The sequence below is a fragment of the Sphingopyxis sp. genome, from assembly GCF_016793825.1.
GTDB lineage: Bacteria > Pseudomonadota > Alphaproteobacteria > Sphingomonadales > Sphingomonadaceae > Sphingopyxis.
The window spans coordinates 1-20830 of record NZ_JAEULM010000039.1 but is presented as its reverse complement, the minus strand read 5'-3'; the positions used below and the strand labels follow the sequence as shown (position 1 = coordinate 20830).

The 20830-nt window shown below is 64.1% G+C and carries 18 protein-coding genes and 1 pseudogene; 6 read left to right on the top strand and 13 right to left on the bottom strand.

Features of this window, described 5'->3' with window-relative positions; all coding sequences use genetic code 11:
• Positions 1-157: pseudogene (locus JNM03_RS12000) on the top strand (integrase); the annotation flags it as partial.
• A gap of 74 nt (positions 158-231) precedes the next feature.
• On the opposite strand, the gene JNM03_RS11995 reads toward JNM03_RS12000, so the two are convergent.
• Both JNM03_RS11995 and JNM03_RS11990 read right to left on the bottom strand, forming a co-directional pair.
• On the bottom strand, positions 232-918 hold the full coding sequence (locus tag JNM03_RS11995; RefSeq protein ID WP_294036859.1) for a hypothetical protein: 687 nt from the start codon (positions 916-918) through the stop codon (positions 232-234).
• A gap of 49 nt (positions 919-967) precedes the next feature.
• Positions 968-2344 (bottom strand): chloride channel protein, encoded by a 1377-nt coding sequence (locus tag JNM03_RS11990; protein ID WP_294036858.1) that lies wholly within the window; start codon positions 2342-2344, stop codon positions 968-970.
• Between the two features lie 106 nt (positions 2345-2450).
• Here JNM03_RS11990 and JNM03_RS11985 point away from each other — a divergent pair, with 106 nt between their 5' ends.
• Positions 2451-4244, top strand: coding sequence for a sodium:proton antiporter (locus tag JNM03_RS11985; protein WP_294036856.1), 1794 nt, complete (start codon positions 2451-2453; stop codon positions 4242-4244).
• Here JNM03_RS11985 and JNM03_RS11980 read toward each other — a convergent pair.
• From JNM03_RS11980 to ectA, 7 genes are read right to left on the bottom strand one after another with little or no spacing between them, the layout of a single operon-like run.
• Complete coding sequence (locus JNM03_RS11980; protein WP_294036863.1) at positions 4172-5572, bottom strand: MFS transporter; 1401 nt, start codon at positions 5570-5572, stop codon at positions 4172-4174. The two genes, JNM03_RS11985 and JNM03_RS11980, sit on opposite strands and share 73 nt — an antisense overlap.
• Before the next feature lie 14 nt (positions 5573-5586).
• Positions 5587-6852 carry an MFS transporter gene (locus JNM03_RS11975; RefSeq protein ID WP_294036854.1) on the bottom strand — a complete coding sequence of 422 codons (1266 nt, stop codon included), beginning with the start codon at positions 6850-6852 and terminating at the stop codon, positions 5587-5589.
• A 23-nt stretch (positions 6853-6875) separates the two neighbouring features.
• The gene (locus tag JNM03_RS11970; protein ID WP_294036853.1) at positions 6876-8327 is read right to left on the bottom strand and encodes an aspartate kinase; all 1452 of its coding nucleotides are present in this window, start codon (positions 8325-8327) and stop codon (positions 6876-6878) included.
• Positions 8324-9244, bottom strand: a complete 921-nt coding sequence (gene thpD, locus JNM03_RS11965; RefSeq protein ID WP_294036852.1) for an ectoine hydroxylase — start codon at positions 9242-9244, stop codon at positions 8324-8326. The genes JNM03_RS11970 and thpD overlap by 4 nt, the downstream gene beginning before the upstream one ends.
• Positions 9245-9267: 23 nt before the next feature.
• Positions 9268-9681, bottom strand: a complete 414-nt coding sequence (locus tag JNM03_RS11960; protein ID WP_294036850.1) for an ectoine synthase — start codon at positions 9679-9681, stop codon at positions 9268-9270.
• A 17-nt stretch (positions 9682-9698) separates the two neighbouring features.
• Positions 9699-11003 (bottom strand): diaminobutyrate--2-oxoglutarate transaminase, encoded by a 1305-nt coding sequence (gene ectB, locus JNM03_RS11955; RefSeq protein WP_294036848.1) that lies wholly within the window; start codon positions 11001-11003, stop codon positions 9699-9701.
• Between the two features lie 11 nt (positions 11004-11014).
• Positions 11015-11506, bottom strand: coding sequence for a diaminobutyrate acetyltransferase (gene ectA, locus JNM03_RS11950; protein WP_294036861.1), 492 nt, complete (start codon positions 11504-11506; stop codon positions 11015-11017).
• Between the two features lie 264 nt (positions 11507-11770).
• On the opposite strand from ectA, the gene JNM03_RS11945 reads away from it, so the two are divergent.
• Together JNM03_RS11945 and JNM03_RS11940 are read left to right on the top strand one after the other, a co-directional pair.
• Positions 11771-12256 carry a MarR family winged helix-turn-helix transcriptional regulator gene (locus tag JNM03_RS11945; protein ID WP_294036847.1) on the top strand — a complete coding sequence of 162 codons (486 nt, stop codon included), beginning with the start codon at positions 11771-11773 and terminating at the stop codon, positions 12254-12256.
• Between the two features lie 6 nt (positions 12257-12262).
• A complete protein-coding gene (locus tag JNM03_RS11940; protein WP_294036845.1) occupies positions 12263-12646 on the top strand; it encodes a VOC family protein in 384 nt (127 codons plus the stop codon).
• Between the two features lie 82 nt (positions 12647-12728).
• Here the strand turns inward: JNM03_RS11940 and JNM03_RS11935 are convergent, their stop codons facing one another.
• Positions 12729-13460, bottom strand: a complete 732-nt coding sequence (locus JNM03_RS11935; RefSeq protein ID WP_294036843.1) for a hypothetical protein — start codon at positions 13458-13460, stop codon at positions 12729-12731.
• Positions 13461-13725: 265 nt separating this feature from the next.
• On the opposite strand from JNM03_RS11935, the gene JNM03_RS11930 reads away from it, so the two are divergent.
• Complete coding sequence (locus JNM03_RS11930) at positions 13726-15447, top strand: SLC13 family permease (protein ID WP_294036841.1); 1722 nt, start codon at positions 13726-13728, stop codon at positions 15445-15447.
• 214 nt (positions 15448-15661) lie between these two features.
• Here the strand turns inward: JNM03_RS11930 and nhaA are convergent, their stop codons facing one another.
• From nhaA to JNM03_RS11915, 3 genes are all read right to left on the bottom strand, one after another.
• On the bottom strand, positions 15662-16909 hold the full coding sequence (nhaA, locus tag JNM03_RS11925; RefSeq protein WP_294036840.1) for a Na+/H+ antiporter NhaA: 1248 nt from the start codon (positions 16907-16909) through the stop codon (positions 15662-15664).
• A gap of 176 nt (positions 16910-17085) precedes the next feature.
• Positions 17086-18570, bottom strand: coding sequence for a DUF389 domain-containing protein (locus tag JNM03_RS11920; protein ID WP_294036838.1), 1485 nt, complete (start codon positions 18568-18570; stop codon positions 17086-17088).
• Positions 18571-18892: 322 nt separating this feature from the next.
• Positions 18893-19537 carry a Crp/Fnr family transcriptional regulator gene (locus JNM03_RS11915; protein ID WP_294036836.1) on the bottom strand — a complete coding sequence of 215 codons (645 nt, stop codon included), beginning with the start codon at positions 19535-19537 and terminating at the stop codon, positions 18893-18895.
• A gap of 99 nt (positions 19538-19636) precedes the next feature.
• On the opposite strand from JNM03_RS11915, the gene JNM03_RS11910 reads away from it, so the two are divergent.
• Positions 19637-20506 (top strand): sterol desaturase family protein, encoded by an 870-nt coding sequence (locus tag JNM03_RS11910; RefSeq protein ID WP_294036835.1) that lies wholly within the window; start codon positions 19637-19639, stop codon positions 20504-20506.
• Positions 20507-20830: the final 324 nt, after the last annotated feature.

Below are 20830 nucleotides of genomic sequence, written 5' to 3'. Positions count from 1 at the left end.
GATCCGGGCAATGCTGGGTCATGCCTCGCAGAATGTAACCCAAGACTATGTCCACATCGACGAGGCGCTAAAGCTTGCCGTGCAGCGAACGTCCGACGAGATTGCGCGATTGCTTGCCCTCGGCACTGAAGCAAAAATGGAGATCGCTCGCCAGTAGAAGCTCAAACGCGATCCAGCCTTGGCCATGGCCACTGCTCACTCAATCCGGACCGACATGCGTTACCCGGAATCTCATGCGGGTCCGCCGTCGCAAATCAGCAATCGAGTGTCGTCGTGCGCAAAGCCCGTCAGAACCGGTTCCGCATCCATCATCAGCGCGTCCCGCTGGTCGACCCGCATTTCGCCCACCGAAATTCCGCCGCGTAAAACTGCGAGATAGCTTTTGCTGCCATTTCCAGAGAGCGAGAAGGGAGCGCTTTCCAGTTGCAGTAGCCTGACACTCGCAGGCACGCTCCAACGAAGGTTATGGCCACCCTCGAAATCGTCGGTGGCGCACCAATCGCCGCGCGACAGGTCGCCAACCACGCCTCGGTAATTCGGGCGATAGTCCGCGTCGTCGGACAGGAGCCAGAGAACGGAATATCGCGCAGGCCCACCCGCCGCTGATCTAATACCGAATTCGGTGCCCAGCCCCGTTGCAATCGAAGCAATTTCATTCGCTGCTACGGCCAATGTTTTGCCGTCGTCCTTCTCGATCACGATCGAGCCTTCCTGGACAATGAACAGTACCTCGGTCCCTGAATGAAAGCTGGGAGACAGAGCCGTGTTCGGCGCTAGAATATTGTGATTGAGGACACGAAGTCTTCCCCAGTTCAGATAATTGCCATCTTGATAACCCGCAAAGCAGAAATGGTGCCACGCTTCCAGCACAGGAGTGCGCGTTAGGCCCAGTTGCGAGGCTTCGCGGTGCAAGATCATGGGAGCATCGTGCCCGAAACCACTGTGGCCATACCAGGATCGGCCTCCGTCACTTGGACTGACCAGCGATCGCGGGCTTCTCGTCAAACAGTCCGGCTAGCCCATGATAGAGCTTGTCGTGACAGACGAACTTGCTCACCGCATCCGCAATGATCGCGGTGAGAAACAGGGGCACGATCATGCCGCGGCTCGCCGTGGCCTCCATCAAAATGATCACCGCCGTGAGCGGTGCGCGCACGACCCCGACGAAATAGCCGACCATGCCAAGCAGGACGATTGCGCCGGCTGGATAGGAAGGAAAGCAGCGCGAGAGAAGCTCACCGAACCCCGCTCCAACTGACAGCGACGGCGCGAATATCCCGCCCGGCACGCCTGAGATCGCGGTGGCGGCTGTCGCTGCGAGCTTGGCGGGACCGAACCAGATGGGCGCCTCGCCATAGCCCTCGATCAGCAGCCTGGTCGTCTCGTAGCCCGTGCCCCAGGTCAATCCACCGGAGGCCACGCCAAGACTCGCGACGACGATGCCGGACAAAAATGCGGCACGCACCGGGTGGCTCCGCGCAGCGGTAGCGAACCGCCCATTGCCTCTGGCAAAGGCGAGGATCGTGCGCGAGAAGAGACCGCCGACTGCGCCGCCAGCAATCCCCGCTACCGGCGGCACAAGAAGCATTCCCGATAAGCCGAGCGTCTGTCTCATCGCACCAAAATAGACATAGTCACCGGCCAGCGCGAGGCTGACGAGGCCGGCAACGACCACCGCGCCCATGACGAGAACCGCCACCCGCTGCTCGAACGCCGCCGCAAGCTCTTCGATCGCGAACGCCACGCCAGCGAGAGGCGTGTTGAATGCCGCCGCCACTCCCGCCGCTCCGCCCGCAATCAACACGCCGGAGGTCAGGGGAACGCGAAGGAAGCGGTGAAAGGCAACCATGATCGCCGCGCTGACCTGGACGGTGGGGCCTTCACGGCCCACCGATGCGCCAACAAGCAATAGCAAGGTCGTGAGGACGAGCTTGATCAACGCCGTCGGCAACGAGAGCAATGCGCCTGCAAGCTCCGGGCGGCGGCCGGCCGCCATGACCTGCGGAATGCCTGAACCTTTCGCGGCCGGCGCCCACCGCCGGGCTACCGCCGCGGCGAAGGCAAAGCCAAGCGGCGTCAGGATCAACGGCGCATATTCGAAGCGAAGCTGAAAACTGCGAAAGACATGTTGAGCGCGGTCGCCCGCCCAAGCAAAGCCGATGGCGACCAGCCCGAGCAGAATGGCCCCGGAAAATGTCGCGAGGCGACGCTTGGCGAGATTCACCTGGAGGTCGAGCGCGGATGCTGACCGCTTCAGGGCTTCAAGATATTTGCGCGGCTTCAAGGTCGGCATCCCGCCATTGAACAAGATTTCCAGACGTTTCCGGAGCGGCGAGCGGTCCATGAACGACCTCGCGGTCCGGGGGCAAGCCTTTTCGGGCCCTTCCTCCTCAAATTGCGGAGCACATTATTCACCTTTCCCCGCAGGCAATCGGCAATAAGAAGGCCGAATGTTCGTCATCGACTCTTTGCTCGTCAAAATCGCGCTGATCGGCGTTCTCGGTATCGGCGCGCAATGGATCGCGTGGCGCACCGGACGGCCTGCCATCGCGTTGATGCTGATAGCGGGAATCATTGCCGGGCCCGTCCTCGGCATCCTCGATCCCGAGAAGGATTTCGGGGCGCTTCGCGAGCCGGTCGTCAAACTGGCGGTCGCGGTGATCCTGTTCGAAGGCGGCCTCAGTCTCAAGTTTCGCGAGCTCAAGCATGCAGGCATCGCCGTGTTTATGCTGGTATTCCTCGGTGTACCGATCGGCTGGGCGCTCGGCACCCTCGCGGCCCATTATGCCGCGGGCCTGTCCTGGGAACTTGCCGCGCTGTTCGGCGGCGTCATGGTCGTGACCGGGCCGACCGTGATTATCCCGCTGCTCCGCTCGCTCAATATCGCGCCGCGCGTCAAGCATATGCTCAAGTGGGAAGCGATCGTGAACGACCCGATCGGCGCGCTGCTCGCGGTTGGCGTATACAGCTATATCACGCACGGCGGCGGCGAGGCGAACAGCGCCTCGGTCATTGTCGATGTCGTGGCCGCGAGCACGCTCGCGATCGTCTTGGGCACGCTTGCCGGGCTGGCACTCACCTGGGCCTTCCCGCGCGGATTGGTGCCCGAATATCTGAAGGCGCCGGTGCTGCTCACGACCGTGATCGGGATGTTCGTGCTTTCGGATCTGGTGATGCACGAGACGGGCCTCATCACCGTGACCGTGATGGGCGTCGTGATGGCGAACCGCGAGACCTATTCGAGCCGGGCGTTGTTGCGGTTCAAGGAGGATCTGACCGTGATCCTCGTGTCCGGCGTCTTCATCCTGCTCTCGGCGACGCTCGACTGGGAGGTGGTGAGCAATTTCGAATTCCGCTTCCTGGCCTTCCTGATTCTGCTCCTCTTCGCGGTCCGGCCCTTGACGATCATGCTGGCGCTGCTGCCGACTCGTATCCCGTTTCGCGAGCGGCTGTTCGTCGCATGGATTGCGCCCCGCGGTATCGTCGCGGTCGCGGTTACGGGCCTCTTCGCGCTCCGCCTGTCCGACTATGGCGTCGCCGGCGCCAACGCGCTGGTCCCGCTGGGGTTCGGCGTCGTCATCGCCACCATTTTTGCGCACGGCTTCACCGCTGGTCATTTCGCGCGCTGGCTTGGTCTCGACCGTGGCAAAGGCGATGGCCTGCTTCTCGTCGGCGCGAACAGCTGGACGGTCGCATTCGCCGAATTCATCAAGACACAGGGCAAGGAGGTCCTGATCGCCGACCCGAGCAAGTTCGCGCTTCGGAGCGCCCGGCGCGCCGACATTCCCGTCTATGAGGGCGACATTCTCGATGAAGCGCACGACGATGTCGTCGACATGGGGCAATATCAGCAGCTGATCGCGGCAACCGACAACGACAGCTACAATGCGCTGGTCTGCACCGAACTCGCGCCCGAGATCGGACATAACCGCGTCAGCCGCGCCGCCGGCGAAAGCCGCGCATCGACGAAACGGCGCGGCCGCATCTTCACCCTCGCGGGCACGCCCATCGAGGAATTGCTCGACCGATTGCAATCGGGGTGGACCTTCGGGCGGACCCGTATCACCGACAAATTTCCCTACGAGCAGTTCGTCGCACGGATGAAGGAAAACGGCGGCGACAGCCTGCTTGTCGTCCGTCCCTCGGGCGAGATGGCGATCTTCTCGACCGATCATCGTCCCTCGGTCGGGGCGGAGGATATCGTCTGGACGTTCGTTCCGCCCGAGCCCGTCGCGCGCAATTGAGCGTCGGCCGTGCGAGGCGGCGGCGCGAAGGGATCTTCGTGCAGGGATTTCCCTGCCGTTTCCGGCATGAAATGGAGCGCGATCAGCCCGACCAAGCAGGCTGCCATCATATAGAAGGCGGGCATCAGCATATTGCCGGTAAGGCTGATCAGTGCGCTGCCGACCATCGGGGCGGTGCCGCCGAAGATCGAGGTCGAAATGTTATAGGCGATCGCAAAACCCGCAAAGCGGACGGCGGTAGGGAACAACGCAGGGAAAGTCGCCGAGATCGTGGCAAGTTGCGGAACATAGAGCAGCCCCAGGGCCATGAAGCCTATCACCGCGCCAGTGAACCCCGTCCCGATCAGCATATAGAGCGGCACCGCGCCGACGAGCAGTCCGACAAGCGAGAAGCGCCACATCGGTCGCCTGCCGATACGATCGGACAGCGCACCCGCAAAGGGGACGAAAAGCATCATGAAAACCATTCCAATGATCGGAACAAGCAACGCCTGCTCATGCGTCAGACCTATACGGCGCTGCAGATAGGTCGGCATGTAACTGAGCAGCGTATAGTTGACGACGTTCAGCGCGACGACCAGCCCGCCGACGACGATCAGCGGCCGCCAGTGATGGCGCGCGAGTCGTCCGAGACGCGCCCCCGGCCGATCTTCGGCCGCCCGCTGCGCTTCCAGAAAGACCGGCGTATCCTCCATCTTCGAACGCAGATACATGCCGACAAGACCGATCGGTCCCGCGACGAGGAACGGGATGCGCCAGCCCCATTCGCGCATCGCTTCTTCACCGAGGTGCAGCGAATAGCCGAGCATCAGCACTGCCCCGAACGAGAAGCCCGCCAGCGTCCCGAATTCGAGAAAGCTGCCATAGAAGCCGCGCCGCGCGTCGGGCGCATATTCGGCCATGAAGGTCGCCGCGCCGCCATATTCGCCGCCGGTCGAGAAACCCTGGATCATGCGCAGCAGCACGAGAATTGCCGGCGCCCAGAGCCCGATACTATCGTAGGAAGGGATGAGGCCGACCGCGAATGTCGCACCGGCTATCAGGAGGATCGTCATTGCGAGCACAGACTTGCGCCCGATACGATCGCCGAGCGGACCCCAGAAGAGGCCGCCGAGCGGACGCACGAGGAAGGAGATTGCAAAGGTCGCGAGCGCGAACAGCACAGCCTCTTCCATGTCGGGGAAGAGCGCCGCCGAGATATAGGTGACGCCATAGGCGTAAATGCCATAGTCGAACCATTCGACGGCATTGCCAAGCGCCGAGGCTCCGATCGCGCGTTGCAGCGGGGACGGCTGCAGGACGGGCGCCGGGTGTGTGGGAGCTGGCATGGGATCGGTCGGGGTCATCGTTCACCTGTCGAGGAAGGAATGGTCGCACCCGCAAGTTCGGGCTCCTCGACCTTGGGATCGAGGAGACCCGCCATCGGCGTGGTGCGAGGAAAGGTCTGGAATTCGCCTTGCGCTTCGGCGGGTACCGGAGCGGCGGCGAGGAGACGCCAGACACTGAAGATCAGCATCAGCGCCGCGCAAGCGGCGGAAAAGAGAAAGAGGCCGCCCGCGCCCGCGGCACCCATGAACCCGGCGGCAAGCAGGGGTCCGAGCACCGCGCCGCCCGAGTAGAGCAGCACCAGCTGCCCGCTTGCCGACACCCGCTCGGTTGCGAGCAACCGGTCGTTCACATGCGCGACGCAGAGCGGATACAGCGCGAAACTCAGGCCGCCAAAGGCTGCCGCCGATGCCAGAAGCATCGCCCCTGCCGGTTCGGCCGCCAGCACGAAACTGACAAGGGCGGTCGCGGCGAAGGACGCGATGATCACACGCCTCCGATCGAGCCGGTCGGACAATCTTCCGAGCGGCCATTGCAGCGCGACGCCTCCGAGAATCACCGTCGCCATGAAATTGGCGGTTGCGGCGAGATCGAGCCCGACACGGCGCGCAAAAATTGCGGCAAGGCCATAGAAGCCGCCAAGAATGAGGCCGGTAAACGCGGCACCGGCGGCGCCGAGCGGCGAGGCCTCGAAAAGTCGGCCGAACGACAGCGAGCGCCCCTCGCCGGGCGCGGGCGCCGTACCGTGCGTCAGGCAAACGGGCAGGATCGCGAGCGTGATGAGGATCGACGCCAGCTGAAAGGGTATGGCGGGGCCAATTTCGCCGGTCGAGAGCAGCATCTGGCCAAGGGCCTGCCCTGAATAGAGCGCGATCATGTAGGCGGCGAGGATCGAGCCGCGGGTTTCGGACCCGGCGCGGTCGCCAAGCCAGCTTTCGATACAGATGAAGACGCCGGCGACGCAAAAACCGTCGACCAGCCGCAACGCCGCCCACAGCGAGGGATGCTGGATCAGGCCATAGGTCAGCGTACTGGCCGAAAGCAGCGCGACGAACGCCGCGAAGGCGCGAATATGGCCAACGCGGCAAACAATGCGTCCGGCACGCAGCGCGCCGATGGTCAACCCAGCGAAATAGGCGGTCGCGACGAGCCCGATAACGATTGTCGCGCTGCCTGCGCGCTCGAGCCGGAGCCCGATGAGTGTCGCGAGGAAGCCGCTTCCGGCCATCAAGATGAAAATGGCCGCCAGCAGGCTGCGAACGGGCCGAACGACTGCGAGCATGGAGCGATAACCGGCGCGCCGCGTCAGGCGGCGCGCCGGCCCTCCGCAGCGCCCGCTCCGATGTCATCATTTTCTTCGACTAGGGCCTTGTGCAGGGCACAGATCGCCGCGTCGAAATCGCGGCTTTCGATGATGAACTGGATATCGACGTTGCGAATCTGGTGCTGGAGCGCAACCATCGCGATGCCTGCCTCTTCGAGCGCGCGGAGCGCGTCGGGAACGAGGCCGGGGCGCGATATGTCGCTGCCGATCGCCGAGACCATCGCCACCGGCTGCGACGAAATCGACGCGTCGGGATATTGCTGCTGCAGGTCCGCGATGACAGATTTCACCTTGTCGGGGCTGGCCGACAGATAATGGGTAATCGTATTGGCGTTCGACGACTTGCTGACGATCCAGAGCCGATGGCGGGTCAGCGCCTCCAGGATAGCGGCGTCATAGCCTTTCACCCCCACCATATCCTGCTCGAAAAATTGCAGAGCCTGCATCTGGGCAATGCCGGTGACGATCTCGACGCGGGGGACGTCGGTGACATAATCGGCGGTAACGAGCGTGCCGCCATCCTCGCGATCGAAGGTGTTGCGCACACGCAGCGGGATATCCGACTGGCGGAGTCCGCGCCCCGCGCCGGGATGAATTGCTTCCATGCCGAGGTTGGCAAGCTGGTCGGCGACATCATAATTGGTGCGCCCGATCTTGCGCGCCTTGTCCTCGCCGACCAGCCGCGGGTCGGCACTCGACAGGTGGAACTCCTTGTGGATGATCGCCTCACGCGCGCCGGTAATCACGGCGAGGCGCGAAAAGGTCATCTCGGTATAGCCCCGCGCGTAGCGCCGGACCATGCCGCCCTCGCAGCCGGCATAGCCGGTCACGATCGGCAGCGTCGTCGCAAGGTCGATATCGGCGAAGGCCGCCTCGATCCGCTCGTCAAGGCTGCGCAGATCGCCCTGGTCCCAGAGGGTCAGATCGACGAACAGCGCGTTGACGCGGCGGTCGCGAAGGAGCAGGGCCGTGCTGTGCGCGCTGTGCGCCTCCCCCAGCCCCGCCAGCAGCTCGCGCACCGTCATCAGCTGCTCCTTCACGCAGAAGCGGCCGTGGCTGCGCAGCCGCGCCAGGTCATCCAGACAGGCCGTGATCGCGGCGATGCGAAGTTCGACGAACGCGTCGGCCTTCGTGCGGCTCGCGCCGCGCTCGAACATCGCGGCGTTACGCGCGAGCATCGCCCCGGACACGGCCTTCATCGCTTCGCGCCACCCGTCCGCGTCCTCGTCGGCGACAAAGCGGCTGTAAACGCCGGGCTCGCCGGTCTTCTTGTTCTCGAGCAGCAGGTTGGTCATGCCGGCATAGGCCGAGACGACGAAGATGCGATCATAGAGATCGGCGCCCGAACGACCGGCAACGAGAACGTTGTCGAACAGGATTTCGGTGGCGGCCATCGAGGTGCCGCCGATTTTTTCGACGCTATGGCCTTTCATGCCGGAGCCGCCTCGATCAGCGGGCCGCTTTCAACGGCTAGCGGCGCAGGCTCGCCGCGATCGGCGAGGAACCACGGTCGGGGCTTGTCGACGCCGAACGGCTTTCCGAGACGGTTGCTCACCGCATTGTACACCAGAAAGGCGTTGGTCCGCGGAAAGGGTGTGATGTTGCCGTTCGATCCGTGCATCAGGTTGCAATCGAACAGGATCACCGTTCCCGGCTTGCCCGTCGGCGAGACGATGCCATGCCAATGTGCGAGTTCGGCGAGGCTGTGCTCGTCGGGGACGCCATATTCCTGGCGCTTCAGCGAGCTCAGATAATGATCGTCCGGCGTCTCTCCGACGCAGGTGAGATAGGTGCGGTGCGATCCCGGGATCAGCATCAGCGGGCCATTGTGCGGCGTGTTCTCCGCCAGAAGCACGGACATCGACAGCGCGCGCATGCGCGGCATCCCGTCCTCGACATGCCAGGTCTCGAAATCGCTGTGCCAGTAGAATTCCTTACCCCTGAAGCCGGGCTTATAGTTGAGCCGCGACTGGTGGATGTAGACTTCGTCACCGAGCAGGAAGCGCGCGACATCGGCGAGCCGCGCATCGGCCGCTAGGCGGGCCATCACCGCGCTTTGCCGGTGGATTTCGAAGATGGACCGGATTTCGTCGCCACGTGGCTCGGTAACGATGGTTTCCGCGTCGAGATCGGCGGGATCCGCGAGCAGCGTGCCGGCGGCACGCTGAAGAAAGGCGACCTCCTCGTCCGAGAAGAGATCTTCGAGAATGATATAGCCGTCGCGCTCGAATTGCGCCGCCTGGAGCTCGCTGATCGGTGCGCTACCGGTCCACTGGCCATGAACGACGGCATCGTGCCGCTCGAGCATCTCGGGGGTGGCCGCGTGACGCGAGGGGTAGAGATCGTGCATCGGGGGTCTCCCTTTCCTCATTCCTATTCGGCGGGCGCGGGCTCGCGCGCCATGTCGGCTTCGGCCGGATAGGCGCCGCTCTCGTCATGGACTTCCTGCCCCGTGACGGGCGGATTGAAGACGCACGCGGTCAGCATGTCGGTTTCGGGGCGGAGGATATGATGATCATGCTGGTCGAGCGCGTAGAGCATGCCGGGTTGCAGCTTGTGGACCTCGCCGGTCGCAAGATCCTCGATCGTGCCCTTGCCCTTGAGGACGAACACGGCCTCGAGGTGATTGCGATATTGCATTTCGAGCTCGGCCTTCGCGTGCAGGGTCGTGATGTGGAAGGAAAATCCCATTCCGTCGTCCCTGAGGAGCATGCGCGCGCTGGCCCAGCCCTTCGAGCGAACATTCTTGTCCGAGGCCCGGACGTCGACGAGATTGCGAAGAATCATTCTTTGTCTCCTTGTGTCTATTCGGCTGCGACGGCGAGATCGGCCGCCATCGCGTCACGGCATTTATCCTCGAGTACGTCGAGCCCCGCGGCGAGCGCGGCATCGTCGATGACGAGCGGCGCAAGCACCTTGATCACCTCATCATGCGGTCCGCTGGTTTCGATGATCAGGCCCGCGTCGAAGCAAGCGCGCGTGATGGTGGCGGCGAGTTCGCCCGAGCCGACGCTGATACCGCGCATCATTCCGCGGCCGCGCATCTCGAAACCGTGCCGCGCGGCGATGCGCGCCAGCCGCTGTTCGAGAAGGCCGGCGCGGCGGAGAACGTCATGCTCGAAGGCGTTGTCGCTCCAGAAATGGCGAAGTGCGGCGGTCGCGGTCACAAAGGCATGATTGTTGCCGCGGAAGGTGCCATTATGCTCGCCCGGCGCCCATTGATCGAGCTCGGGGCGCAGTAGGGTGAGCGCGAACGGCAGCCCCATGCCCGAAAGCGACTTGGCAAGCGTGACGATGTCGGGCGTGAAACCGAGGCCATCGAAACTGAAGAAGCCGCCGGTGCGCCCGCAGCCGGCCTGAATGTCGTCCACGATCAGCAGCGCACCATGCGCTTGCGCAATCGCGGCGATGTCGCGCAGCCACTTGGGCGAGGCGGCGTTGAGACCGCCTTCGCCCTGCACAGTCTCGACCAGGATGGCGGCCGGCGCATCGAGCCCGCTCGACGGATCCGCCAGCCGCTGGGCGAGCAGCGCCGCTGTATCGACGTCGGGGCCGAAATAGCCGTCATAAGGCTCGTGCGCGACATGCGCGAGCGGTACGCCGGCACCGCTTCGCTTCGCCGAATTGCCAGTGCAGGCGAGGGCTCCGAGCGTCATGCCATGAAAGCCGTTGGTGAAGGCGATCACCAGCTCGCGACCCGTGACCTTGCGCGCCAGCTTGATCGCCGCTTCGACGGCGTTGGTGCCGGTCGGCCCGGTAAACATCGCGCGATAGTCGAGACCGCGGGGCTGGAGGATCAACTCCTCGAAGGCGGTCAGGAAATCAGCCTTGGCCTCGGTGTGCAGGTCGAGCCCGTGCGCGATGCCGTCGGCGGCGATATAGTCGAGCAGCGCCTGCTTCAGGATCGGATGATTATGGCCATAGTTGAGGGTCGAGCATCCCGACAGAAAGTCGAGATAGCGACCGCCCTGGTCGTCGTGCATCCAGACGCCCTCGGCCTTGCCGAACTGGCGCGGCATCGAACGGGCATAGCTGCGAACCGCGGATTCGCGGCGCTCATAGAGGCTCCGGTCCGGAATCGATCCGGACGGCTTGAGCTTGGTCAACATGATATTCCCCTTTAGTCGGCAGAAATCGTCTTGAGCGGCCCGATGCGGGCCAGAAACTCGGTGGGATGGACGCCCGCGAAATGGGCTTCGCGCTCGAACATCACGCTGCGATCGAGCGCCGCGTCATGTTGGCGGGCAAGCTTGCGGAAGAGCGCCCAGGACGCGCTATTATCGTCCGTCACGGTCGTGATGAGATGCGAAACGCCCTCTTGGGCGGGACGCGCCAGCAGCGCGTCGATCATCCGGCCCGCGAGGCCCTGGCCTCGCCCTTCGGGCGAGACCGCGACCTGCCAGACGAAGAAGGTCTCGGGCCCCGACGGGGGACGGTGGCCCGAGACCCAGCCGACAATGCGCCCTGCCCTTTCGGCCACGACGCAATGATCGGCAAAATGCGAACATTGGATAAGATTGCAATAGCGCGAGTTGCGGTCGAGCGGCGGACAGGCCGCGATCAGCGCAGTGACAGCGGGACCGTCGGCAGCAACCGGAGGACGGAACCGGATTGCCGGTTCCGTCCTCGCCCCTTGTGTCTGATCGGAAATAGGGAAGGCTTCGTCGTTCTGGCGGTCCAGAATCTTTCATCTCCTGAAATATATGGCTGATGCGACCCGGATCGAGTCGCTGTATTCGCTGGTCTATCTAGCATAAGCGTCGCATTTTTCAACCCGTTCGCCGAAACTTTATTTCAGTTGACGAAATATCATGCGCGCGGCAGGCAGACATTGCGGGCACGAACGCCCGCGCGATACGGATCGGCAGACGCAATCATGGAACAGGAAATCGCGACCGGAACCTTGCGCGCGCTGCGCCGGATTCTCCGCGCGACCGACGCCGGAACCAGGCGGCTTGCGAGCGCGACCGGTCTGACCCCGTCGCAGCTGCTTGTCCTGCGCGAGATCGGCGCCCACCGCGGGGTGACCCCGGGCACCGTCGCCCAGCATTTGCAATTCAGCCATGCGACGATCACTGCGGTGGTCGACAGACTTGAGGAACTCGGCCTCGTTACCCGCACACGAAGCGAGACCGACAAGCGGCAGTTCCTGCTCGCGATCACGCCCGACGGCTCGCGCACGGCAGCCGAGGCGCCCGATATGCTGCAGGAAATCTTCCTGCACCGCTTCACCATGCTTGCCCCCTGGGAGCAGGCCATGATCTTCGCGGGCGCCGAGCGCCTCGCCGCCATCCTCGGTGCCGACAATGACGCTGCCCCGCTGCTAGACACGGGCGCGATCGATCGCAGCGGGAGCGAGTAAGGACGCATGCAGTCGAAGATAGCCGCCATTCGCCTCGGCGTCGAAAACCTCGCACGCTCGCGGCGCTTCTATACCAAAGGATTTGGCTGGAGCGTCGATTCCGAAAACGGCGAACGCATTTGCTACGACATGGGCGGCGGCCTGCTGCTCGAAACGTGGCAGCAGGTGGCGTTCGAGGCCGAGTTGGGGCGGTTCGCCATCGAGCGACCCGGCCCCTGCGCCCTTGCTATTGCGGCTGGGTCACGCGGCGAAGTCGAGGCGCTCGGCGAGCGTCTGCTCGCGGCGGGCGGCTGGATCGTCCAATCGGCAAGACAGTCGCAAGCGGGCGGATACCGGATTCATATTTCCGACCCCGATTGCCACGCTTGGCAAATAGACTGGGATTCGTAGCGGGAGATTGACGCGCAGCGAAAAGCTGATCGCCGATCAACCGAAGGACGCGAGCGCCCGTGCGGGCGCTCGCTGATCCAGGTCAGCTCGCCGAACCGACGGCAGCAGCGAACTGCTCGGCGGTATAGGCGGCCGACAGGCCAGCCGGCGTGATCGTGAACGCGCTTCGGGGAACGCTGACCTCGCCGCTCGACGCCTTGACGACCACCGCCTCACTGCCCACCGAAACAACTGTCCCGAGTATCGCCAGTCCCTTGAGGCTATGGACCTCGGCGCCAGGCTGCAGCGCCGCGGCGAGCGCCGCCTCGCGGTCGGCAGACGTCTTGTCGATCTTGGCGAGCAGCGCGGCGAACTGCTCGGGTGAATAGTTCATCGCCAGACCGCCCGGTGCGAGGAAGAAGGCACTGCGCGCGATCTTGATGTCGCCCGACGCGGTCGAAATCACAACCCCGTCCGCCGCTATGGTTTTGACCTTGGCAAGAGCCACCTGTCCGTTCGCGCCCCGAACCTCGGCGCCCTGGACGAGCGCGGCTTCGAGTTTTTCGCTGCGCGCCGCTGCTGCATTGTCGCGCGCGGCGACCAGGTCGGCGCGAGTCACGCCGATCGCGACACGCTTGTCGACGAGACCGAAAGAGGAAGCGGGAAGAGCGATCGGGCCACCGTCGAGGCCGATAACTATGGTATCGCCCGAGCGGCTCTCGATCTTACCGACCTCGCCGCCAGCCGGGTCATAGACCATGACGCCAGGAGACAGGTCGGGCGCGGCCACCGCCGCAGGGGACTGAGCAAGCGCGGCATGCGGCGCTGCACTCATGAAAAGACTGGATAAAATTGCGAATGTCGCGCGATTCTGCATCGCTTCGTTTCTCCTGCTGTTTTGGGAAGCGCCACCGTCCCACAGCCGGACGCAAGGCGCCACCGGAGGGCGGGGCAGCCCGTGCACCGGCCGGGACGAAGCGCATTTCAGAGGCGTTTCGTCACCATTTTCAATCGGGCTGACGACAATATCCGTTGGCAGGACGCTGCCATCCGACATAGGATAGTTTCCCGGACGGCTATCGGGCGAGCACGATACGAAGATGACGCAAGCAGCGCTGAGCGCCCTCATTCTCGCCGCGACGCTCATCCTGTTTGCCTCCGAGCGCGTTCGCCACGATCTGGTCGCTTTGCTTGCCCTTCTGGCCTGCCTCGTCACGGGACTGGTCTCCCCGGAGCAGGCTTTTCGTGGATTTTCCGACCCCGCCGTACTTGCGGTGGCGGGCGTTCTTGTCGTGGGCCGCGCGATCGAAGTCTCGGGGCTGGCGTCGTCGGTTGCCCGTCTGATTGCCGAGCGCATCCCGGGCTTCGTCCCGCGTCTCGTTGCGCTCTTGGCGGTCGCCGCCCTGCTTTCCGCCTTCATGAACAATATCGCGGCTCTCGTGATCACGATGCCCGTGGCGGCCGCCATTGCGCGCGATGCGCATCTCCCTCCGGGCGCCACGCTCATGCCGCTCGCCTTCGCGACAATCCTCGGGGGCATGACGACACTCATCGGCACGCCCGCGAACCTCATTCTGTCCTCGATCCGCGACGATCAGCTTGGCGCTCCTTTAGGCTTCTTTGCGATGTCACCGGTCGGAACTGCTGTCGCGCTCGCGGGCCTTGCCTATCTGGCGCTGCTCGGGTGGCGCTTCCTTCCGCACCGGCGGAACAGCGAGGATCGCACCCGTCCGCTCTGGTATGTCTTCGAAATGGAGGCAGCCCGTTCGGGCGCGAGCGCGAGCGACCGCCGTGCCATGCTGCGCGCGGCAGGCGCTCGCCTTCTCGCCAATTTCCGGGGCGCCCAGCGTATCGATCCCGATACGCCCGGCGAACGCGGCGATCGTCTTCTCGTGCTGGCGCGGACCGACCCCTGGGCGCTCGCCGGTGCAACCGACCTCGCCCACACCGCCCGGGGCGCTGCCGGCAGCGCGATCGCGAGAGTCGTCGTTGCACATGGATCGCCGCTCATCGACCGCGGTTATGACGAGGTGCGAACGCGTAGCGCCGAAGCCGTCGAAGTTCTGGCCGCCGGACCCCGCGCATCGCGCGCGCGGCGACCGCTCGTGCAGATGCGAATCCATGCCGGCGACCAGTTGTTCCTGCACGGCGAGCCCGAAGCGCTCGCTTCCCTGATTTCCGCGAGCCGCCTTCTCGAGGTCAACCGGCTCGACCGCCCTCCCGTAAACCGCCTGCGCGCGGCGATCGTCGCCGCCATTTTTGCAGGCGCGATTGCCGCAATCGTGTTCTTCTCGCTGTCCCCTGCCTTGGCCTTCGTCGGCGCCGCAGTCCTTCTTGCCAGCCTGCGACTGCTACCCGCGGAAGATGTGTATCGCTCGATCGACTGGTCGGTGCTCGTTCTTTTGGCGGCCATGATTCCCGTGGGACAGAGTTTCGACGAGAGCGGCGCCGCGGCCATCGCAGCGCAGTGGCTCGGCAGCAGCCTCGCAGGCGCACCGCTGTTCATCGTGCTCGCCGCTCTCTGCACGGCGACGATGCTGCTCTCGATCTTCCTCAACAATATCGCGACGGCGATCGTCATGGGGCCGCTCGCGATTGAGGCGGCGCGGTTGCTCGACGTCAATCCAAACGCCGCGCTCCTTGCTGTGCTGATCGGGGCGTCGTCCGACTTCCTGACTCCCATCGGACACCAGAATAATCTGCTGGTGATGGGGCCCGGTGGCTACCGTTTCACCGACTATGCCCGCGTCGGCGCGCCGCTGGTACTGATCGTCATCCTGGTCGCGGCCGCGGTGCTCAGCGCGCAGTTCGGATCAGGCTGACAAGCCGGCGATTTGACATCGAACGAAGAACTGGCGACGATGGGAACCATGCATAGCCCGTTGATCACAATCGGCCTTGCAGCGGCCGGGATTATGCTCATTTGCACCGCGATCGTCATTTTGCGGTCGCGCAACGACGATTAGCCCGCTTCCCGCGGAAGGCCGTTAGTTGCCAAGTCTGGAGGAGCGAGCGCATGCGACTGTGCCACTGCGCTCACGCTTCATGCGAGCCGACACCTGAATCGATTTCGCGCGCAAGCGCGTCCTCCCGCATCGCGCTGTCTCCGGCGAGCGGCGCGAATCGGAGCAGCAGGAAGCCCGCCAGCGCAGCGGCGAGCGACCCTGCGAGCGTACCCAGCTTGGCCTCTTCGACGAGCAACGGGTCGGCAAAGGCCAGGCCGCCGATGAACAGGCTCATCGTGAAGCCGATACCGCAGATGACCGCGACCGCATAGATCTGGAGCCATGTCGCCCCCCCGGGTTTGGCGGCGAAGCCCGTCCGAACCGCAAGCCAGATCGCGGCGAAAATTCCCAGCTGCTTGCCGACGAACAAGCCGGCCGCGATGCCGAGGGGAACGGGCGCGAGAAGGTCGCCGAATGTAATGCCCGAAAGCGCAACACCTGCATTGGCAAAACCGAAGATCGGTACGATCAGATAAGAGACGGGGAAATCGAGCGCATGTTCCAGCCGATGCAGCGGCGAGTCTTCCGCGTCGGGATGCCCGGGCGTTTTCACGATCGGGATTGCGAAGGCGGCGAGCACGCCGGCAATGGTCGCGTGAATCCCCGACTGCAAGACGGCAAACCAGAGCAGGCCGAAGAAGATCAGATAAAGCGCCAGCGACCTGACGCCGCGGCGATTGAGCGCGAACATGATCCCGAGGATTGCGGTCGCGGCAAGCAAAGCGACGACGTCGATCTGCGATGTATAGAAAAAGGCGATGATCGCGACCGCACCCATGTCGTCGACGATCGCGACGGTGACGAGGAAGAGCTTGAGCGAGGTCGGGGCGCGCTCGCCGAGCAGTGCGAGCACACCGATTGCAAAGGCGATGTCGGTGGCGGCCGGGATAGCCCAACCATTCCTTAATATTGGCTCACCCCCTGCCACCAGCAGATAGATGGCGGCGGGCACGGCCATGCCCGCTGCGGCGGCGAGCACCGGCAGGCGGCGCTGATCCCAGCTTGCGAGCCGGCCATCGACCAGTTCGCGCTTGATCTCGAGACCGACGTACAGAAAGAAGATCGCCATCAGCCCGTCGTTGATCCAGTGAAGGAGCGAGAGGCCGCCGACATAGGCGTGGAGCGCCCCGAAATAGGCGGATGCGAGGGGCGAGTTCGCAACCAGCATGGCAAGCGCGGCCGCGACCATCAACACGATGCCGCCCGCCGCCGCGCTCTCGAGAAATTTGCGTAGGGCCGAAACAAAGCCCGTCGCGGGCCGGGGTGTCGAAGCAGTCATGCGCTGCGCTCCTCACGGGAAAAAGGTCGAACCAGTCTCCGTATTGAGGGCAAGCCCGGGCGCACGCAGCACACGCCAGCGGCTCTTATAGTCAGGACAAGCCGTCGATCAACACCGACACACAAGACGTCGTCGGCGCGCCACCGCTACCCGCCTCTCTGCCTCCCCTCACCCCTTCAGGGAGCTGAAGGCGCGCTCCACTCGATCGTTAGCGCGGCGCCACCCGATCGCATCGTCACGCTTTCATCGGGCAAGCCAAGCGCCTTTGCGGTCGTCTCGCGTAGAGCGGGTGTCCCGCCGCTCAAGGTGACCGGCAGTCCGAGGCGCCTGGCAGCCCAGCCCGCAACGGCCGCCGCCTCGGCGCCGGCTGCATCGAGCTCGCCCTCGCGATCGAAACTGATAGGGGGCAACGCGAGCAGCGGCGGGACGATCTCGACCTTCCAGTTCGGCTCGCTGGCCGCAATGCGCGTTTCGAGTTCGCGAAAACTTGCAAGGTCGGCGCTGCCGAGGGGTGCCGCGCGCACGACGGCGCGGCGATGGTCCGCATCGATGAGGACATCCTCTATCCCCACGCCCCCAGCGAGCGCCAGCTTTTCGGCAAGGCGCGCGGGCGCCAGGTTTACCGACGCGTTGCGCGCCGCCGATACCTGGCTCTTGTCGGCGTCCCCGCTCCCCACGCGGAGTTGATCGATCTCGAGCCGGACAGGCTGCCCGAGCGCCGCGATCAGTCTTTTCCCCGCGTTCCGTTCGGCGTCCGCCACCACGCGCGGCGTCAGCACGGTCGCCGTCACCACAACAGGCTGGGCCGCAAAATTGATCTGGAGGTCGGCAATACGGGCGTCGTCGCCGAACTGGTTCTTGATGGTTTCGCTTGCCTGCCGCGAGGCCACCGCCTCCCAGGCGATCTGCTTGAGCGCAAGACCGAGCGGAATGCCGAGACCGAGGAAAGTAATGGCTATTAGCGTCGCCTGAAGACGTGTCTGTTCGGGCGAGAGGGTGTGGCCGAAACCATAGAGACGCGCCATGATCGCGGAAGCGAGGGCAATCACCATGAGGTTGGTGAGGAACAGGAGACCCGCACCCGCGAAAACCGTTCCGTTCGCGGTGGCGATCCCGAAGCCGATCGTGGCGAGCGGCGGCATAAGCGCGGTGGCGATTGCGACCCCGACGATCGCGCCGTGCCGCCCCCGTACCATCGAATAGGCGCCCGCGAGCCCCGAGAAGAGCGCGACGAGAAGGTCGAAGAGATTGGGCCTTGTTCGCGCAGCGATTTCCGCGGTGACCGTTTGCAGCGGCGAGACGAGCACGATCAGGACACTGAACCCGACCGCCAGCACGATGCCGAGACCAAGCGCCACGAGCGAGCGGTAGATTTCTTCTGAATCGAAGGTCGCGAGCGCGAACCCGAGTGCAACGATCGGCCCCATCAGCGGCGAAATCAGCATGGCGCCGATGACGACCGCCGGGGAGGACAGCAGCAGGCCGAGAATGGCGATGCCGCCCGACATGAGCGTCATGAAGGCATAATGTCCGTTCCAGCCGCCCTCGGCGCGGACCCGCGCAACGACTTCGCCATGATCGACGCTACCGACGACGTCGCGGAGCCACCAGCGCCTGACTGAGCGGCTGCGAAGCGAAAGGGACTGAGAGAGGTTTGACATGAGGCCTTGCCTGACGGCGACCCGATCCGAAGGCAAGCCGAAAGGTGGGATCGAGCATCGCGTCGTTGTGTGCCAAAGCAGTCATCCGGCACTCGGCCTCACGAAGCGCCGCATCAGAGGATCAATGGGCGGCATAACAACAGAAAAGCAACCCGAGAACCACGCCTGATTGCAGGCGAGCGGCGCCCGAAGCGTCCCACACAAGCGGAATCGAGGGCGGCCACAGGCGTCGTGGGTTCAGTCCTTCCAGCGGGGACGCTTTGACGGCGCGGTTCTCCCGTCTCACCGGCTCCGATAGCCTATGCGGGCCAATGTGCCACGCTCAGCCAGCCTCCTCTCCGGCTGCCTGAAAGGCAAGCTGGCCGCAAAGGCGAACCTCGCGGTACCGCCGCTCGACGAGACCGCGCTTCGCTAGTTCGCCGAGCGCAGCTCCCACCGTCACGCGCGACACACCAAGCAGATCGGCAAGCTGCTGCTGTGTTCCGTATACGGCGTCGCGACCCTCGCTATCGCGTGCCATCGTCACGAGAAGCTCCGCCAGTCGTTCAGTCGCGCTCAACCGGCGCTCGGCGTCTATGATATCGAGGGCACCCGCAAGCTGCCGGGAAAGGCTGCGAAGGAGCAGTTCAGCCCATCCGACATCGGCGGCCATCAACTGTCGTAGCATGGCGCGGTCGATCGCGATCAAACGCGCCCCTCGGTCCGCTATCGCATCGACTTGTCGCGGTACCCCAGTGAAGAACGCCAACTCACCGAACAGGTCGCCCGCACCGAGGGTGGCGAAATGCGTGAAGCTCCCGTCCTCGCTGAAGCGGCCAATCGCGACATGGCCATCGACGACTGCCCAGAAGGCGTCGCCCGGATCGCCCTGATGCTGCACGAACTGCCCCGCTTCAAATGTCTGTACGCGCACGCGCGCCCTGAGCTGCGCGAGTTCTTGCGCGGAAAGCCTGGATCGTTCGGCCATCGCAAAATGATAACTTCTTTGCATTCCGGGATGCATTGCTGTGGCATTGGGCGGCTGATGGCAAGCGGCAAAGGATCGCATGCCAACCGGGAGACGGCCATGCACCTGACAACCGCACAATCGAGTCTCATCGTCCTTGGTATCTATCTGGCCTTCGGCCTCCTCGAACTTGCATCGACAAGGCTGTTCTCGAAGGCCGAACAGACGCGCGATGACGGCATCCTGGAAGCGGTCAGCACGTTCGTCCTGCTGGCCATCACGCAGCCGACGATCCTCTTGATCGTCGGGGCGGCAGGGCAACGTTTCTTTCCGCAATATGAAGGCGTGTTAACCCACCTGCCGTTCGTCGCGGCGCTCGCGCTGTTTCTCGTTTTCGAGGACATGATGCAATATTGGTGGCACCGGGCGAGCCACAGCTATGCCTGGCTCTACAACCTTCATCGCGCGCACCACAATGCGCGCTACATGAGCATGCGCCTCGTCTACCGTAACAACATCATCTATTATGCCCTGATGCCAAGCATCTGGTTTGCCGGCGTGCTCGTCTATCTCGGTCTCGGCTGGTTCTACGCCGGCTACCTCGTCGTGAAGATGGCTGTGATCATCGGCGCGCACAGCGACGTCGCATGGGATCGCCAGCTGTATCGCATCAAGGCTCTCTCGCCGATCATGTGGCTCGTCGAACGGACGATCAGCACGCCCGCCACCCATCACGCGCACCACGGCCGTCATCTCGACGATCCTGCGGTCCACTATAAAGGCAACTTCGGAAACCTGCTCTTCTTCTGGGACGTGCTGTTCGGCACCGCGAAGATCACGCGGACGTATCCGCAGAGCTATGGTGTCGAGAATCTTCCTCCGGCGACGCTCGGCCAGCAACTTCTTTGGCCTATCTTCCCCGAGAACAAGGACATGGAAGCCAGCATTCCGGGCGCCGAGCCCAAGGGTCTCGCTCCTCGGCAAGCGTGACGGCAAACATCGCAGTCGCCGGTGATCCCCATAACGGAGCGATCTGAAAAAGCGCCCGCCGGAACCAGGCCGACGGGCGCAAGATATGGAAAACCGCCCTCGTTTGAAGGCGAGCTCTCCTGGGTCGCACGCGCTGGCTAGATCGACGGGGCGACAAAATATTGGACCAATGCGCCAAAAGCTTGCGGATTCCGAGGTGATCGCGCCCACCATTCCGAGGAATTCCCGCCCGGGATTCCGAGCTGATCCCGCCCACCGTTCCGATTAATGTCCGCCCACCCTTGGGGTGCGGTGCCTGATCGTTGGGACCATGCTTTCCGGCTG